The following is a 14,718-nucleotide window of genomic DNA, read 5'->3' as shown; positions in this document are numbered from 1 at the left end:
GTGGACGGAATCCAGCCCGTCCCGGACTGCTTGCTCGGTGCAGGCACGTCTGCTAGCCGGGCTGGTCCACGTCCTTCGCGTCCATGATCCGGTACGCGTAGCCCTGCTCTGCCAGGAACCGCTGGCGCTTTGCCGCGAAGTCCTGGTCCAGCGTGTCCCGGGCCACCAGTGAGTAGAAGCGGGCGGCGCGTCCGTCCTTTTTGGGACGCAGCAGCCGGCCCAGGCGCTGGGCCTCCTCCTGGCGTGACCCGAAGGACCCGGAAACCTGGATGGCCACCGAGGCTTCCGGCAGGTCGATGGAGAAGTTAGCCACCTTGGACACGACGAGCGTATGTACATCACCTGCCCGGAAGGCATCAAAGAGCTTCTGGCGTTCCTTGACGGACGTGTCGCCCTTGATGACCGGGGCCTGCAGCCGCTCTCCGATGTCGTCCAGCTGATCGATGTACTGCCCGATCACCAGCAGCTGCTCGCCTTGGTGCCGGGCCACGAGCTGCTCCACGATCCGGGTCTTGGACTCAGAGGTGGAGCACAGCCGGTACTTGTCCGCGTCCTCCGCCATGGCGTAGGCCACGCGCTCGTCCTTGGGCAGGTCAATGCGTACTTCCACGCAGTCCGCGGGCGCAATGTACCCCTGCGATTCGATGTCCTTCCACGGCGCGTCATAGCGCTTGGGTCCGATGAGGCTGAACACCTCGCCTTCACGGCCGTCCTCGCGGACCAGGGTGGCAGTGAGGCCCAACCGGCGGCGCGCCTGGAGATCGGCCGTCATCCGGAAGATCGGGGCGGGCAGCAGATGGACTTCGTCATAGATGATGAGGCCCCAGTCGTGGCCGTCCAGGAGCTCCAGGTGCGCGTAGAGGCCGCCGCGTTTGGTGGTGAGGACCTGGTACGTGGCGATGGTCACGGGCCGCACCTCCTTGACCGCACCGGAATACTCACCGATTTCATCCTCGGTGAGCGAGGTCCGCTTGAGCAGCTCGTCCTTCCACTGGCGGGCGGCCACGGTGTTGGTCACCAGGATGAGTGTTGTTGTTGAGCTGGTGGCCATTGCCGCTGCGCCCACGAGCGTCTTCCCCGCGCCACACGGAAGGACCACCACGCCGCTGCCGCCGGCCCAGAAGTTCTCAGTGGCGAGCTGCTGGTAGGGCCGCAGCTTCCAGCCGTCCTCGTTCAGTGCGATCAGGTGAGGGGTCCCGTCCACGTATCCGGCGAGGTCCTCGGCGGGCCAGCCGATTTTCAGGAGCAGCTGCTTGAGCTGGCCCCGCTGGGAGGACTGCACCACGATGGTTTCCCCGTCGATCCGAGGCCCCAGCAGAGGCTGGATCTTCTTGGAGCGGATGACCTCTTCCAGCACGGGGTAGTCATCCGTGCGCATCACCAGTCCGTGCTGGGGGTCCTTCTCTAGCCGCAGCCGCCCGTACCGGGACATGGTTTCTTCGACGTCGATCAGGAGCGAGTGCGGAACGGGGAACCGGGAGTATTTGAGCAGGGTGTCCAGGACCTTCTCGGCGTCCAGTCCGGCCGCGCGGGCGTTCCACAGGCCCAGGGGCGTGAGCCGGTAGCTGTGCATGTGCTCCGGAGCCCGTTCCAGTTCCGCAAAGGGGGCAATGGCGTGGCGGGCTTCGGTGGCCAGTTCATGGTCCACTTCGAGCAGGATGGTTTTATCGCTCTGGACAATCAGCGGGCCGTCGTTCACGCGGGGGAGTCCTTCACTGGCGCAGTTCCTCTGCAGCCTCAATATCGATGATGCGGTGGATGGAAACCACCCGTTCGGTGTCCTTGGCCGGATCAAAAACCCTGACCCGTCCGCCGCTTACCGATAGCGGAACAACAATTTCGAGGTTGGCATTCCCCAGGCTGTCCACCACGTTCATACTGATGCGCTGCTTGAACCGGATGGCCCGCTGCAGTGTCTCCAGGCCTAGCTGGGTGGCGGCCTCGCCGGATCCGCCTACCACGGCCGGACCGCTTTGACTGCCCCCTGCGGCAGGCCTGGCACGGCGCAGCAGGGCCAGCTGGTCGGCCACCTCGGCCTCGGCCGGCGCGGTCCGGGGCGCGGTGTAGACAGGGCGCACACTGCCGGGGGCCCCGGTGGTCCGGCGCAGCCGGACCACCGACGGTTCGGATTCCTCTACCGAGGGCGAGAGGCCCAGGCCGCGGAGGACCTGCGCCGTTTCCCGCGGCGGCGCGGACGAGATCAGGACGGTGGGCGCGATCCGGGCGAGGCCCAGGCTTGCTGCCTTGGCTTCCGACGCAAGCTCCAGCACCGTTGTTTCGTCGTCGCTTTGGATGAAGCTCGCGGCTGCCCCTACGCGCAGCCGCCCGTGGCGGGACGCGGTGTCCTCCACAAGGTATTCCAGGGGCTGGGGCACCGCGGTGGCGGAATGCTCGCGAAGGAAGCCCAGCACGCTGGAAGCGTCCTGCCCGGCGTCCAAGGCGCGCCTGACCGAGTGCGCGGAGAACCGGTAGATGGTGGCCGGACCCTGGCCCTCGGCGTCGGCCATCAAGAGGAGTTTTTCGCTCAGCTCGGGCGCCAGGTAGCCCGGGGCCACGGCGGTGAGGTCCGCCTGCAGCAGCACGTGGTTCAGGGCGGCCGGAAGGTGCTCGCCGAGGATGTCCAAGGCCTGATCCGGGTTGTCCTCCGCAATGGCACCGCCCAGTTGGCTGAGCGCACCCGATCCGATCAGGCCAAGAATCTCCGCCTCCGCCAGCACACCCCGGATCAGGGAGCTGAAACGGCGCGCCATCCGCGGCTGTGCCCACTCAGCCCGTTGAAGAACCGCGGCAGCGTCCAGGACAGGGGCCGTGCCATCCGGAGCAGCCGCCTCCTGTGTGAGCTGGTTGAGGATTTCCAGAATCCGCTTCCTGACCACTGGGGCATCGGGCCGCTGGGCCTCTGCGGAAAGCGGATTAATGGTGGTCCCGGCAGCGGCCCGGTGTGCGGCGGATGTGGCTCCCGGCCCATTGACGGCCTGGCCCACCAGTGAGGGCACACGCTCGCTCGCCAGCCACGCATTGACCAGCCACAACCACTGTTCCTGCCTCGGCAGCGCCAGCCATTCCTGTTGCGGGGGCAGCACCCAGGCGGAGGAATCCACATCGAGGCGGATCAGCCCCGAAAGACCGCATAGCTCCAGCAGCACTCCGGCGCGGTGCTGGTCGATGCGCAGGGCCTCGGCGAGCCGCTTCATCTCGCGCACCCCCACGCCCCCGCTGCGCAGCGTAGCGAGCGGCTGCTCCTTTACCGCGTAGAGGAGTTCACCCACCAGCCTGAGGGTTTCCGCGATGGCGCCCAGGGCAGCGTTCCGCCGCAGTACGGCTGTGGTGTGCCCGAGCTCAGGCACCGGCGGCGAGAGCGTGAAATCATTGATTATTGCCCCGCCCCGCAGGGAGACCCCGACGCTGTGGGGCAGTTCCACGTGCGCGGCGTCCAGCGGAACCAGCAGGCCCCTGGCCAACAGCCAGTCAACAGGCCCGACGTCGGACCCCTCGTTCGTCACGGAAGCTTTCCGTTGCGCCTGGGGGACGGCACCCATGGCCCAGCTGCCGAATCTGGCGAGGAGCGCCGTCGTGCGTTCAGGTGCGCCGGTCAGGACCTGATGCAGGGCCTCAGGCGACGACGTCCAGTGCTGCAGCGCAAGCGCTGCTTCCATGGGCGTGGTGGCCTCGTGGATGGCGAGACCGCTGCGGTGCAGTTCGGCTACGAGCTGGACTACCCGCTGGGCGAAGGCCGGTTGCAGCCGGACCAGCTCGGTGTAGCTGCGTCCCAGCCCCGCCGGATAGATCCCCACCACATCCTTCAGGCTTCCCACCGGCAGGTAGAAACGCTGGCGGTGGGCCGTGGCGGCTGATCCATGCGGGGGTTCGGCCCGGTGGACCAGGGCCAGCTCCTGGAGTGAGGCCAGGATCCGTTCCACCGCAGTCACCGTGGAACCAGTAATCAGCTTCCGGAGCCCCGCGGCCGAAGCGCTGTGTTCGGTATCCGTGTTGGTGCACAGGTGGAGGGTTTCCAGCACCTGCATTTGGGGCTTGTTGAGGCGTTCCAAGGCGCGCTGGACGCTGACCCGGGCGCTGGCCCGGGCGGCAAGCGCAGAGAAGTCCGGGACGGCGGGGGAGATGAGGTCCGGCCGCGCGGCGAACAAGGCCCGCAACGATTCATCGCTGCGAGCCTCCAGTTCCTTGCTGAGCGCGCGAATAAGGGACATCAGTCCTACGTTACCGCCCGCTGGACTTTCCTGCCCGGCGTCGGCCGGCCACGCTGTCCAGGACGAGGTAGACCATCAGCAAGAAGGCCAGCGGCAGGCCGTACAGGGCCGTGGAGGTGACCCACACGGGAGCCGCCGAGCCGGTAAAGGCCAATGCCATCACAGCGCCCACGGCTATCAGGGACAGGAGGGCAATGGCTGCTGCGGAGATCATCAGGGGCCGCCGGTAACGCGAGGGTGTCATGGTCGTAACGCTAACAGCCTCGGCCTCCGCCCGACGGAGTGACAGACGGAGTGACGATCGTTGCGACAGGCAGGGTGAACGCGGCGGGTTGAAGAGCCTCTGAAAGCAGGATTCCGGTGCCGGGCAGGATAACCTTGAAGGAACAGACCAACACGGGACCTGGCAGTCATACCCTGAACCCGCATATCAGTGCGGATGCGGTGACTGTCGGCCGTGTCTCAAGACGTCAGAACGAAGAAGGTTGATTACGTGCCTACCGGCAAGGTCAAGTGGTATGACAAGGAAAAAGGTTTCGGATTCCTCGCGGGCGAGGACGGGCAGGAAGTCTTTCTGCCCAAATCATCGCTTCCCGAAGGCATCACGGAGCTGAAAGCCGGCACGCGCGTTGAGTTCGGTGTGGCGGACGGCCGCAAGGGCGCACAGGCCCTCGGCCTGCGCGTCCTGGATAAGACGCCGTCCATTGCCAAGGCAAAGCGGCCCAGTGCCAAGGATCTCGCGCCCCTGGTCCAGGACCTGGTGAGCGTGCTGGACAACCTCTCAGGGACTCTGTCCGCCGGCAAGTACCCGGAAGGCAACAAGGGCAAGGCCATCGCCGCTGCCCTGCGTAAGGTTGCCGACGAGCTGGACGTTTAGGCCTTCTGATGAACCCGGAAGCTGAACAGCAGGAGCCAGCGGCAGGTGACCAGGCAGGCGCAACGGCCCGGCAGGACGCCGACCCGACCGCGACCAAAACCGAGGCCAAATCTGAGTCGAAGCGGCGGGCGGGCCTGCCGATATGGCGGACAGGGAAACCGGACGCCTTCCTTGCCGCCGCCGTGGACGTGGCCCGCAACGCCATCGAGGGCATCACCGCTGCCTCTGACATCGGCCGGCACCTTGCAGCGAAGAGCGAAGGCGACCGCCTTGTCACCCACCTGTTCGAATCCAAGCTGCCCGGTTACCTTGGCTGGCAGTGGTACGCAGTGCTGACCCGGAACTCCCGCTCCAAGGCGGTTACGGTCAATGAGCTGGGCCTGCTGCCGTCGGAGGACTCCATCCTGGCCCCGGAATGGGTTCCGTGGGCAGAGCGCGTCCGCCCGGAGGACGCACAGGAGACTGCGGCAGAGGGGCAGCACGCCGCTGCGCCTGACGCCCGGTCCGGGACCGCGGACTCCGTGGAGCCGGACGTCATCGAGCCGGACGTCATGGAGCCCGAGGCTTCAGAGTCAGAGCTTCCCGAGTCGGAACTTCGTGAGCACGCCCCCGAAGAGCAGGCGCATGGGCGGGCGGCCGTTGATAACGGTACCGCCGGCCAGGCTGACTAGACACTTGGTCATGGGCAGGGTTGAGAAGCGCTAAGGCGGCCGCTGATGTCCCCCTTTAAATCCCTGCGCATCCTCACCGCATCTGGTTCATCGGTGCACTGGTGTCCAACATCGGAACCTTGATGCAGCGGACGGCCCGGGACTGGCTGGTCTTTGACCACCTGAGGGACCATGATGCCGGAGCGATGGGCCTCTCCCGAAGGGGGGACACAGCAAACGGCGCCGCCCGGGACGGGAACCCGGACGACGCCGTCGAGCGCTGAGGCCCCCCGCGTGGCGCAGGAGGCGTCACTGCTCCGGGAGCTACTTGCGCAGTTCGCCCACCACATAGTCAATGCTCGCCAGAAGCGCGGAAACATCCGCAGGCTCGATGGCAACAAAGGTGGCGATCCTGAGCTGGTTGCGGCCCAGCTTGCGGTACGGCTCAGTGTCCACGACGCCGTTGGCCCGCAGCACCTTGGCAACCGCTGCCGCATCCACAGACTCGTCAAGGTCAATGGTGGCAATGACGTTTGAGCGCTCCTCGGCCTTGGCCACGAACGGTGTGGCGAACTCGGAGGCCTCTGCCCAGCTGTAGATACGCCCGGCGGAGTCTGCAGTGCGGGCGGACGCGAAGTCCAGGCCGCCGTTGGAGTTCAGCCACTGCACCTGGGCGTCGAGCGTTACCAGCGTGGACAACGACGGGGTGTTGTAGGTCTGGTTGAGACGCGAGTTGTCGATGGCCGTCTGCAGGTCCAGGAAGTCGGGGATCCAGCGGTCGCTGGCTTTGATCCGGGCAGCACGTTCCAGCGCGGCGGGGGAAAAGAGGCCAAGCCACAGACCGCCGTCGGATGCGAAGTTCTTCTGCGGTGCGAAGTAATACACATCCGCCTCGGCAACGTCCACATCCAGGCCGCCCGCGGCCGACGTGGCGTCCACCAGGACCAGGGCGCCGCCATCCGCTCCGGCTACGCGCTTGACCGGCGCGGCCACGCCGGTGGATGTCTCGTTCTGGGGCCAGGCATAGACATCGACGCCGGCCTCGGCCTGTGCCGCCGGACGGGTACCCGGCTCTGACTTGATGATCGAGGAGGCCTCCAGGAAAGGCGCCTTGTTGGTGGCGGACGCAAACTTGGAACCGAACTCACCGAACGAAAGGTGCTGGGCCTTCTGTTCAACCAGGCCAAAGCTGGCAATGTCCCAGAATGCCGTCGAGCCGCCGACGCCGAGGACAACTTCATACCCTTCAGGGGCACGGAAGAACTGGCTCAGGCCTTCGCGGACTGAGCCCACCAGGTTCTTGACGGGAGCCTGCCGGTGGGAGGTTCCCAGGATGGTCTTGGACGCCGCGGAGAGTGCCTCGATCTGTTCCGGCCGCACCTTGGAAGGGCCGGCGCCGAACCGTCCGTCCTTCGGCAGGAGGTCGGTAGGAATAGTGATGCTGGTTTCGCTCACAGGGGCTCCAATTCGGCGTGGACGCTGTTCATGTCCGGGACGGTGGGTTGGCGGGCAGTCAGCGGTGACTGCAACAGGGACCTCGTTTATTCTGCCTGAACGGCCCATCCGGCGGGAACCGGGACCGTCATAGTCCAGTCATTGAGACAGTCTGGTGTCCGGCCCCGGAGCGAATCCGGGGAAATACCGGAATTATTCGGACAAATTCAAAATAGGCTAAGATTTTTCAACGGACTACGTCGGTGTCGGCAGGCGATACGGTGGGACAACGCAAGGTACTGCGCTCGAGGAGCTGAGCTGGATGACGGATCTGATCGATACCACGGAGATGTATCTTCGGACCATTTTGGAGCTGGAGGAAGAGAACATCATTGCTCTTCGGGCCCGCATCGCCGAACGGCTGCGGCACTCCGGACCCACAGTGTCCCAGACCATCGGCCGGATGGAACGTGACGGCCTGGTGGTTGTCTCAGGCGACCGGCACCTGGAACTCACGGAGACCGGCCGCAAGCGCGCCACAGAAGTCATGCGCAAGCACCGGCTGGCGGAACGCCTCCTGGCAGATGTGATCGGTCTGGACTGGGCCTATGTCCATGACGAGGCCTGCCGCTGGGAACATGTCATGAGTGAACGGGTTGAACGGCGCATCTACGAACTGCTGGACCACCCCACCGAATCCCCATACGGCAACCCCATCCCCGGGCTGGCCGCCTTGGGCGGCAAGGCGTCCACTGCGTTTGCTGATGGTGTGATTAATCTCCTGGAGGCCATGAAGGGCTACGGCCCCGGCTCCAACGTCACTGTTATCCGCCTGGCTGAGCCAATCCAGGTGGAGCCGGAGCTTCTTGTCCAGCTGGATGAAGGCGGGATCAGGCCAGGGGCGTCGGTCTCATTGGAATGGGTGGGAGAGTACATCTCTGTGCGCGTGCCGGGGATCGAAGGGGCGTTGGAGCTGCCTCCGGAAGTCGCGGCCCACGTGTTCGTTTCCGTTCGCTGAATTAGGCTAATCGGGGGATGAAATCAGGGGCCTGCCACGGGCCTCCGCTACCCAGCGCGGGCGGTATATAACAAAGATAACGGAATTGTTACATCGGGTTTCATCGCCTATAGTTGAGCCCCTAAGCGTTGATACTAAAGCGTTACCTGATCCGGAGCCGAGCTCTGCCAGCGGATCAGGTGCACGAGTCACCTACTGGCAGAGGCGGGGGAACCCACAACCGGCAGTCGCAGGACTGCCTTGGGGTGAAGTCCGTCAGCAGCAAGCCTCTTCCAGCGAAGGATCCTCACGGGATATTTCTGCCTCGAAGCTTGCTACGGCGGACCGGGTCTTTGAACTCTCTGACCCGAATCCGACAGCTAACTTCGCAGGCTACCCAGAGAGGAACCGTTCTTGACCATGCACAATTCCAAGGGGCGCCGTCGTGCTGCAGGCCCCCCTTCGGCGCCGCGGGCTGCCGAAGTCGTTGCTGCAGACAGGCCTCGCGATCCGCAACGGGATGCGCGCCGCCGCAAGGGTCCCTTTCGGCAAATCACCGATTTTGCCGCTGCCAGCGGTGTAGGGCAGAAAGCCGGCATCGCCCTCGCAGCCACCGGCCTGGTGCTCACGGTGACGGTTCCGGCAACGGGCCCCGTCATGGCCACGCCGGTAGCCGGCCAGTCGACGTCGACGGCTTCGGCCGCATCCCAGCCCGAAATTTCCGCGGAATCAGCCGCGCGTATCGACTTCAGCCGTTCCTCTGTTGTCACTCTGGGAGACCCCGACGGAAAGCTCAAGCAATTGCTGAGCGCACAGTCTGCAGGCTCGATCACCCGCGCCGCATCCGCAGGCAGCCTGGGCGCACCGCTGGCGTCCTTGGTGACGGCCTCCCCGTTCGGTTTCCGTGTCAGCCCGATTACCGGCGGCAGCGGCGACTTCCACCGCGGCCAGGACTTCGTGGCGCAATGTGGAACCTCTGTCCTGGCAGCAGCCAGCGGCACTGTGACCTTCGCGGGGTGGCACCCGTTCGGCGGCGGCAACCGCGTTGTGGTGGACCATGGCAACGGCCTGGAAACCACGTACAACCACCTGTCGTCCTTCAACGTCAAGGTTGGCCAGACGGTCACCCGCGGCCAGGTTGTGGCGCTCAGCGGCACCACAGGCGCCTCGACTGGCTGCCACCTCCATTTTGAGGTCCAAGTCAACGGCGACGTCGTCGACCCGCTGGGTTGGCTCTAACCTAAACGATGGATAACTCTCGATTTCTCGTGACATGCCGTGACCTGAATGTGACATTCGATCCGAACTGCTGTACCGTCTAAAGCGCGTCAACTTTTCCGAAGTTGACGTTCTTGAGTGGATTGCCTAACTCTGCCACCGCTCAAGGTCCGTTCGCATGACATCGTCTGGCAGGGGCGGGGGAACCAATTTTGGCCTTCGATTTATGAAGGCCTTGGGGTTAAGTCGCAAAGCTTCCCAGGAAGCGGCGCGGCCGGGTGACTCCCATCCGAATCCGACAGCTCACCTCGCAGGCATTGGGAGAGGCTACCTTCGTGTCTTCACGCCATAATTCTGCGCGCCACCGCGCACAAACGGTTCGTACCAACCCTTTGGCACCAGTGTCCAAGGCTGTTAGTGCAAATGCCGGGACCGTAGGTCGCCAGGCTGCTGTCATCGCAGCTGCATCAGGTCTGATCCTGAGCATGGGGCTTCCGGCCAACGCAGCGGACACCACCGCTGGCGTATCCGCGTCCACTGAGTCCGGCTCCGCGCAGGCTGCACTTGCCGTTACTGCTGCACCCACGGCCACCGTTTCCTTCGAGCGCCCCGTCGTCAAGACGACGGCCGCCCCGAAGATCGAGACCGTCCGTGCACAGTCCACGGCCTCCGAAACCGGCGCAGCCCGGACCTTGGCCGCGAGCAAGCTCGCGGACACGATCTCGTCTGCTGCGGCATCGGGTCTGGCAGCTATCGCCTACACCGGCATCGGCCACCCCTACGTCTGGGGCGGCACCACACCCAACGGCTGGGACTGCTCAGGCTTCACCCAGTGGGTTTACGCCCAGGCCGGCATCAGCATTCCCCGCGTAAACGCGTGGACGGCCATGAAACCCACTTCCACGCCGGCCCCCGGTGACCTGGTCATGCAGAATGGCGGCGCTCATGTCGGCATTTACGTCGGCAACGGCATGATGATCAGCGCCCTGAACCCGTCACAGGGAACCCTCCTGCACTCCGTGGCGTCCACCGGCGGCGGATCGTACTTCACCATGAACTAGTTCTTGCCCCCAAGAACTGCTTCTGCTGCACATGAAGAATCGCCTCTTCGCTAGCAACACTTTTCGCTAAATCCCCGTTCGGGACGTGCCGGCGTACCCCCAAGATGCCGGCACGTCCACAGCCCCTGGCCTGCCACCGCGGTCCTGAGGAAACGAAAGAGAGAAATAATGACTACACGTGCAACTGTTGCACGGCACCGCGCGGAGGTCGCCAAGACCAACTCGCTGGCTGTCATTGCCAAGGCTGTCGGCGACAACGCCGGTGGCATGGGCCGCCAGGCCGCGGTCATCGCTGCCGCTTCCGGCCTTGTCCTGACCAGCGGTATCGCGGCCAACGCCGCAGACACCAACGTTCAGCGTGACTCCGCTGCCGCTTCCAACCTTGGAGTAGAGGCTGCCGCTCCGGCCACCATCTCGGCGGCCTCCACCATCGCCATCTCCTACGAAAAGCCCGCTGTCACCACCACGCCGGCTCCCGTTGTTGAGGTGCCCGAGCCCGTTGTTGAGGCCCCCGCAGCCCCCGCCGCCAAGCCCGTTGCTTCCATCAAGGTGGCCGCAGCGGTCCCCGCCGCTCCGGTTGCCGCCAGCAGCAAGGGCCAGGCCATCCTGTCTGCGGCGTACGCACAGCTTGGCGTCAACCAGGACTGCACCATGCTGGTGACCAACTCGCTGGCCGCCGTGGGCATCCACTTCCACGACTGGCCCAAAGGCTACCTGTCCCTTGGCCGCACCGTGAGTGCAGCCGAGGCCCAGCCCGGCGACCTGATCTACTACGCCGACGGCGGCGCGGGCGTGGCCCACGTTGCTGTGTACGCCGGCAACGGCCAGGCAGTGCACGGCGGCTACAACGGCAACCAGACCGTTGTGTCCAGCGCCAACAAAGGCTCCGGCCCCGTGTTCATCCGCATCCCCTAAGACCGCTGAATCTGCGCTTCAAAGGACCCCTGCCTCACGGCGGGGGTCCTTTGCTTTCTGTGTTCATTTACGCGGTGACCCAGCCCGCGCCAGGGCCCGACACGCATCCGCTGTCAATCCCGGATTAGCTGATCCCGGGTTTCTTTGTTTACTCTTGTGGTGTCGATCCATAGCCCGGACATGCCGAGGGCAGCCGGCCCTCGTGCCCCTGACGGGTGCGGCCGTGAAGAGGTATGTGCATGCGCACTCTCGTTCTGAATGCTGGATATGAACCGCTGGCGGTAATCACCTTCCGCCGGGCGCTGGTGCTTGTGCTCACAGGCAAGGCAAGCGTGGTGGCGGAAGGCGATGATCCCGTGGTGGGGCCTCAGGAGATTTTGGGCCGCCCGTCCGTGATCCTCCTGAACCGCTACATCCGCCCCCGATACAACCAGATCACCGCGGTGAGTCGGCGTGGTGTGCTGCGCCGGGACGGACACCGCTGCGCATACTGCGGTAAGGCTGCACACACCATCGACCATGTCCATCCCAAGTCACGCGGCGGTGCTGACTCGTGGGAAAACCTGGTGGCGGCGTGCCTTCGCTGCAACAACGCAAAGGGTGACCACACACCGGCCGAAATGGGCTGGAAGCTGAGGTTCGTTCCGGAACCTCCGCACGGCACCATCTGGCAGATCAAGGAACTGGAGAAGCCCACTCCGGCCTGGGACCCGTTCCTGCTGCCTGAACGGGCTGCCTGACCCCACGGCTTGCCTCCATCTGCTGCCTGCCCTGTGTCCTTCATGCCGGCAAGCCCGCTAGGCTTGGATCGTGGAGCCTGACGCCCTGGAATATGATGCGGTCATTCTCGCCGGAGGCCGTTCTTCTCGGCTGGGCGGAAGGCCCAAGCATCGTTTGACGTACGACGGCGCCACTCTCCTTCAGCGGTCCCTTGACGCTGCGGGGGGTGCAGGCGCCTCCGTCGTGGTGGGGCCGGATCCCGGGGTCCTGCCCGCAGGCGTGATCAGCTGCCGGGAGGAGCCACCGTTCGCGGGGCCAGCGGCCGCTGTCGCCGCGGGACTGGCGGCTCTGGCAGGCTCGGGTGCCGTCCGCCCCCTCACCCTGGTGCTGGCATGCGATATGCCCAACGTCGGAATGGCTGTGCACGCCCTCAGGGAGGCGCTCCAGCTGCATGGGCCGCCGCGGGAGCGGAACGCACCGCACCCCCCGGTTTCCAGCCGGGGCCCTCAAGCTCTTGGCCCCGACGGCGTTATGGCGGTCTCCGCAGACGGCCGCCGCCAGCCCCTGGTGGGTTTTTACAGCACACCCGCGCTAGAACGTTCCATGCAGGACCTCCGGTCCCGGGGCGCCTTAACCAACAGCTCCATGACCGCACTCCTTGCTAGTCTGGACGTGCAGCTTGTTACTGTCCCGGCGGGCTCCACCGATGACGTGGATACCTGGGATGATGCCGCCGCACTTGGAGTGGCCAGCCAGGAACCGTGACCAGGTTCCGGACCAGCGCGGCCACAGTTGATTTGGGAGGCAGACAGTGAAAAGCCAGGACGAGACGCTGGAGGAATGGTGCAGGTCACTGCTCCAGGCTTATGAGCTCGAAGATGTCCAGATGGACGTCAACGCGATCCTCTCGCTCGCCGGGGTAGCTGCCCACTCGGTGGTGCGGCCCGCCGCGCCGCTGACCACCTTCATCGCGGGCTTCGCCGCGGGACTGGCTTCGGGATCCGGGCAGGCCACCGACGCCGTCTCCATGGCCGCAGCCATGGATGTGGCACGCGCCCTCGCCACCGACTATGACACTGAAGCCGCCGGGACTCCCGGCGAATGACTGCAGGCCCTGGCGAAGCACCGACTACTCCGGAAGCTCAGCCCGCCCAGGCAAGGCACCTGGCCCATACCTGGGAGGAAGCACGGAAAGCCGCCTTTGACTGCGCTGCGCCCATCCCCGCCAGCAGCGTTCCCCTGCAGAAGGCGTTGGGCAGGACCCTGGCCGAGGAGATCATTGCGCTGCATGACATGCCGCATTACGCCTCCTCCGCCATGGACGGCTGGGCAGTCAATGGCAGCGGACCCTGGGTTGTGGCGGAGGCCGGCGAACGCCTGGCGCCGCACCAGGCAAGCCCCATTGTTACCGGAGGCCTGATCCCGCCCGGAGCCAAGGCCGTGTTGCGCAGCGAAAGTGCAGTCCTGGGCACTGACGACGACGGCCTGCCGCTCCTCATGACTGGCGGAAGCGCCCGGCCCGGTGAACCACGGAACGGCCAGCACATCCGTAAGGCGGGAGAGGAAGCCACAGCTGGCGAGGTGCTGGTCAAGGCTGGCGTCACGCTTAACCCGGCCCATCTGGCGCTTGCTGCGCTGGCCGGCCACGATTCGTTGCCGGTGCAGGGAAAGCCGGTGGTGAAACTCCTGCTGACCGGTGCCGAAGTGGTGGCCCGGGGGCTGCCGGAGCCAGGACAGGTCCGGGACACTTTCGGTCCCCAGCTCTCGGCCGTTGTGGGGATGCTGGGCGGCATTTTTGGCGGGCAAGAAAGAATCGGCGACTCCTACGCCGAATGGATGAAGGGGCTGGAAGACGTTTCCCTGGAAGAAGTTTCCCCGGACGACGTTTCCCTGAAACACACAGCCCCGCCCTCACCACACCTGCCCGCCGACGTCGTCATCACCACCGGCGGAACGGGACGCTCCGGTACTGACCACCTCCGCCAGGCCGTGGCGGAACTGGGGGGCCGGCTGGTCATCGACGGAATCGCGATGCGCCCCGGCCACCCCGCGGTCCTGGCTGAGCTCCCGGATGGACGCTTTGTCCTGGGTCTGCCCGGCAACCCTTTGGCCGCCATGATGGCCCTGTCCACGGTGGGCGCACCACTGCTGGCTGCGCTGGGGCACGGAACCATGCCACCTGTGCAGGAGGTCCCCTGCGGAGCCATCATTGAGCCCGATCCGGGCCGGACCCGGCTCATGCCCTTCCGCCTTCTTTACGGCATGGCATCGCCGGCCCAGCACACCGGACCGGGCATGATGCGCGGGCTGGCGTCTGCGCAGGGCGTCATGGTGGTCCCGCCCCACGGTGTGCAGCTGGGAGAAGCCGTGCCTGCATTCGCGCTGCCTTGGGGGCCGCCCGTTCCTGCCCCGGAACCTGCAGGGGCCAAGACCAAAGCGAAAAACGCCACCAGAACAAACGCTCGGCCGGCCAAGGACGTCCCTGGAAAGCCTGCGGCGCCGTCCGGGCCGGTTGACTGGAGCGCCCTGCTGGGCTGAGCCGGGCTCCGCTGGTATCGCTGCTCCGGGCTTGCAATGATGGACCTATGAACAGGCATCACGGCCAGGCCGGCACATCCCGGAGCCTTCACGAAAAGTC

15 protein-coding genes and 2 riboswitches are annotated in these 14,718 nt (G+C 65.5%); of the genes, 11 read left to right on the top strand and 4 right to left on the bottom strand.

What is annotated here, in order from left to right:
- Nucleotides 1-52: 52 nt before the first annotated feature.
- The 3 genes from QFZ30_RS16460 to QFZ30_RS16450 are packed head-to-tail and all read right to left on the bottom strand — an operon-like array spanning nt 53 to nt 4,452.
- On the bottom strand, nt 53-1,699 hold the full coding sequence (locus QFZ30_RS16460; protein WP_307078026.1) for a DNA repair helicase XPB: 1,647 nt from the start codon (nt 1,697-1,699) through the stop codon (nt 53-55).
- Between the two features lie 13 nt (nt 1,700-1,712).
- Nucleotides 1,713-4,208, bottom strand: a complete 2,496-nt coding sequence (locus QFZ30_RS16455; RefSeq protein ID WP_307078024.1) for a helicase-associated domain-containing protein — start codon at nt 4,206-4,208, stop codon at nt 1,713-1,715.
- Between the two features lie 10 nt (nt 4,209-4,218).
- Nucleotides 4,219-4,452 (bottom strand): hypothetical protein, encoded by a 234-nt coding sequence (locus QFZ30_RS16450; protein WP_307078022.1) that lies wholly within the window; start codon nt 4,450-4,452, stop codon nt 4,219-4,221.
- 249 nt (nt 4,453-4,701) lie between these two features.
- On the opposite strand from QFZ30_RS16450, the gene QFZ30_RS16445 reads away from it, so the two are divergent.
- The 3 genes from QFZ30_RS16445 to QFZ30_RS22070 all read left to right on the top strand — a co-directional run bounded on the left by QFZ30_RS16445 (nt 4,702) and on the right by QFZ30_RS22070 (nt 6,019).
- Nucleotides 4,702-5,085 carry a cold-shock protein gene (locus tag QFZ30_RS16445; RefSeq protein WP_214962901.1) on the top strand — a complete coding sequence of 128 codons (384 nt, stop codon included), beginning with the start codon at nt 4,702-4,704 and terminating at the stop codon, nt 5,083-5,085.
- An 8-nt stretch (nt 5,086-5,093) separates the two neighbouring features.
- Nucleotides 5,094-5,756 carry a DUF3027 domain-containing protein gene (locus tag QFZ30_RS16440; RefSeq protein ID WP_307078020.1) on the top strand — a complete coding sequence of 221 codons (663 nt, stop codon included), beginning with the start codon at nt 5,094-5,096 and terminating at the stop codon, nt 5,754-5,756.
- A 101-nt stretch (nt 5,757-5,857) separates the two neighbouring features.
- Nucleotides 5,858-6,019, top strand: a complete 162-nt coding sequence (locus tag QFZ30_RS22070) for a hypothetical protein (protein ID WP_373462852.1) — start codon at nt 5,858-5,860, stop codon at nt 6,017-6,019.
- 40 nt (nt 6,020-6,059) lie between these two features.
- Here QFZ30_RS22070 and serC read toward each other — a convergent pair whose 3' ends face one another.
- Entirely contained in the window at nt 6,060-7,190 is a 1,131-nt protein-coding gene (gene serC, locus QFZ30_RS16430) for a phosphoserine transaminase (RefSeq protein ID WP_307078017.1), read from the bottom strand.
- Nucleotides 7,191-7,491: 301 nt separating this feature from the next.
- Between serC and QFZ30_RS16425 the strand changes: the two genes are divergently transcribed.
- The 8 genes from QFZ30_RS16425 (at nt 7,492) to QFZ30_RS16390 (ending at nt 14,618) form a co-directional block, all read left to right on the top strand.
- Nucleotides 7,492-8,187 (top strand): metal-dependent transcriptional regulator, encoded by a 696-nt coding sequence (locus QFZ30_RS16425; RefSeq protein WP_307078015.1) that lies wholly within the window; start codon nt 7,492-7,494, stop codon nt 8,185-8,187.
- Nucleotides 8,188-8,363: 176 nt separating this feature from the next.
- Nucleotides 8,364-8,576: riboswitch (cyclic di-AMP (ydaO/yuaA leader) on the top strand.
- Between the two features lie 10 nt (nt 8,577-8,586).
- On the top strand, nt 8,587-9,405 hold the full coding sequence (locus QFZ30_RS16420) for a M23 family metallopeptidase (protein WP_373462898.1): 819 nt from the start codon (nt 8,587-8,589) through the stop codon (nt 9,403-9,405).
- Between the two features lie 148 nt (nt 9,406-9,553).
- Nucleotides 9,554-9,715: riboswitch (cyclic di-AMP (ydaO/yuaA leader) on the top strand.
- Nucleotides 9,716-9,785: 70 nt separating this feature from the next.
- Entirely contained in the window at nt 9,786-10,445 is a 660-nt protein-coding gene (locus tag QFZ30_RS16415) for a C40 family peptidase (protein WP_307078011.1), read from the top strand.
- 168 nt (nt 10,446-10,613) lie between these two features.
- Complete coding sequence (locus QFZ30_RS16410) at nt 10,614-11,360, top strand: NlpC/P60 family protein (RefSeq protein ID WP_307078009.1); 747 nt, start codon at nt 10,614-10,616, stop codon at nt 11,358-11,360.
- 239 nt (nt 11,361-11,599) lie between these two features.
- Nucleotides 11,600-12,100, top strand: coding sequence for an HNH endonuclease (locus QFZ30_RS16405; RefSeq protein ID WP_307078007.1), 501 nt, complete (start codon nt 11,600-11,602; stop codon nt 12,098-12,100).
- Nucleotides 12,101-12,170: 70 nt separating this feature from the next.
- On the top strand, nt 12,171-12,845 hold the full coding sequence (mobA, locus tag QFZ30_RS16400) for a molybdenum cofactor guanylyltransferase (protein WP_307078005.1): 675 nt from the start codon (nt 12,171-12,173) through the stop codon (nt 12,843-12,845).
- A 46-nt stretch (nt 12,846-12,891) separates the two neighbouring features.
- Nucleotides 12,892-13,185 carry a DUF6457 domain-containing protein gene (locus tag QFZ30_RS16395; RefSeq protein WP_307078003.1) on the top strand — a complete coding sequence of 98 codons (294 nt, stop codon included), beginning with the start codon at nt 12,892-12,894 and terminating at the stop codon, nt 13,183-13,185.
- Nucleotides 13,182-14,618, top strand: coding sequence for a molybdopterin molybdotransferase MoeA (locus tag QFZ30_RS16390; protein WP_307078001.1), 1,437 nt, complete (start codon nt 13,182-13,184; stop codon nt 14,616-14,618). The genes QFZ30_RS16395 and QFZ30_RS16390 overlap by 4 nt, the downstream gene beginning before the upstream one ends.
- Nucleotides 14,619-14,718 lie beyond the last annotated feature (100 nt).

The sequence above is a fragment of the Arthrobacter pascens genome (assembly GCF_030815585.1).
GTDB classification, from domain to species: Bacteria; Actinomycetota; Actinomycetes; order Actinomycetales; family Micrococcaceae; genus Arthrobacter; species Arthrobacter pascens_A.
This window is presented reverse-complemented; position numbering and strand designations above follow the sequence as displayed.